The organism is Dermacoccus abyssi, assembly GCF_003515945.1.
Classification (GTDB): Bacteria; Actinomycetota; Actinomycetes; order Actinomycetales; family Dermatophilaceae; genus Dermacoccus; species Dermacoccus abyssi.
The window spans coordinates 1-1,926 of sequence record NZ_QWLM01000041.1; the positions used below are offsets into that span (position 1 = coordinate 1).

Annotated in this window: 1 protein-coding gene; it reads left to right on the plus strand. The window is 62.7% G+C overall.

The annotated features are described in order from the left end of the window. The first annotated feature begins 235 nt into the window (after positions 1–235). Positions 236–1,867, plus strand: a complete 1,632-nt coding sequence (locus D1832_RS14985) for an RHS repeat domain-containing protein (RefSeq protein ID WP_147362751.1) — start codon at positions 236–238, stop codon at positions 1,865–1,867. Positions 1,868–1,926: the final 59 nt, after the last annotated feature.

Here is a 1,926-nt window from a genome sequence, read left to right on the forward strand (position 1 = left end):
ACTGGAAGCAGGCCCTCGCCCAGCTCGCCGCGGCCTACCCCGACCGGATCAACCCCTACCTGTGACCACCCCGCTTACACAGACAAGTTGACACGCCCCAGGATCTTCGTCGTACACCTCGCCCGCCGGATTCCAGAAGAAGAAGCTGGTCAAGAACTCCGATGGCACATACTTGCTGACCGACCTGCAAGCACGTTCAGCCGCGAAGTTCGGCACTGATGGCAAGCTGGTCTCCTTGGCGGACCGTAACAAGCAGGCGATCACGTTCACCTATTCCGGTGGCAACCTGACTCAGGCGACCCTGCCGACCGGTCAGACTGTCACGTTCACGTTCTCCGGTGGCAAGCTCGCATCCATGACGCGACCGGCGAACGGTACCCTTGCCGCTGGCACAGTCACGTACGCGTACGACGCGTCAGGTCGACTCGCCTCGGTCACCCGTCCCGCCGTCGGAGGCGCGCCCACGAGCACATCGAAGTTCACCTACTCCTCGGCGGGCGATCTCGCATCGATCACCGATGGTGCGGGCAGTGTCACGAACTTCACGTATGACTCCTCGCATCGCGTAACGGCGGTTGCGCGCGGCAGCGCTGCGGACCTGGCGACTACCCGCTTCAGCTATGTCTCTGACACGCAGACGCAGGTTGCCTCCCCGAACACGAGTCAAACGTCGGCTGTCAGCGCTGTGCCACACACCACCTACACGTTGAACGCTGATGACCGTGTTACGCGCGTGACCGACGCGATCGGACGAACCCGGTCCGCGACGTATACGCCGTTCTTCGATGTTTCCTCCGCGACCAATGGCACGGGCGGTACGGCGACGGCTACGTACGGCTCGAACGGTGGGGCATCGATGACGAAGGCGACGTCGGCGTACGGCGCGTCGAACTCGTGGACGTATGGCACTGGAGACAACGCGTACTCTCCGGTGAGTTCGACGAACGCCTCGGGCACGACGTCAACGATGACGTACGACGCTGCGGGTAATGAAACGTCCAACACGATGTCAGGTGCGGTCGCGAAGGTTTCGTACAACGCGGACGGCACGTTGGCGACGTCAACCGACCCGAAGGGCAAGGTGACGACCTACACGGAATCAACGTCGGGCAAGTACATCGCAAAGATTACCCCGCCTACCGGTTCTGCGATGGGCGCGACGACGATCAGCGGCAACCCGGCGACCTCGGTGACGAACGGGGCGGGCGAAACGACGACGTACTCGTACAACGACCGCTATGCGCTGAACAGCGCGGCGACGTCGGCGGGCACGGTGTCGTGGACGTACGACGCGAACGGACGTGTCACCTCGCGTACGGACAAGAACCAGAAGGTGACCTACTCCTACGATTCGCGCAGTAACCTCACCTCGGTCGCGACGTCCCCAGTGACGGGGGGCACCGCCCCTGCCGCGGCCACCGTGTCGTACACGTACGACAAGAGCGGCAACATACTCTCGCGCACCGTCGCGGGCAAGACGACGAAGTACGCGTACGACGCGGCGAACCAGCTCACGGCCATGACGGCTGCTGACGGGGCGGTGACCCGGTTCAAGTACGACGGTGCAGGCCGTCGCACGGACACGTGGTGGCGCACCAACGCGGACAACACCTCGTTCGTGGCGCACAGCCGATCAGTCTTCGGCGCTGGCGGCAATCTTGCGCAACAGTGGACGTCGGTCAAGAGCAGTGACAGCAACCGCGTCTACGACTACTCGTACTGCAACGCCAAGTACAAGGCGGGAGTTGAATGCCCGTGGAACACTTCCTCGAGCGCTAACACCGACAAGGTTCAGTACATTCAGGACAACAAGAACAACAAGGCAATTGTCCCGCGTCAAGAACATGGCAGGGATTTCTCGGTTTGAAAGGTGGGGACCGTCGGGTCGGCGTTCCCCAAGTGCACCTCGAGTGGCCGGTTCCAGGC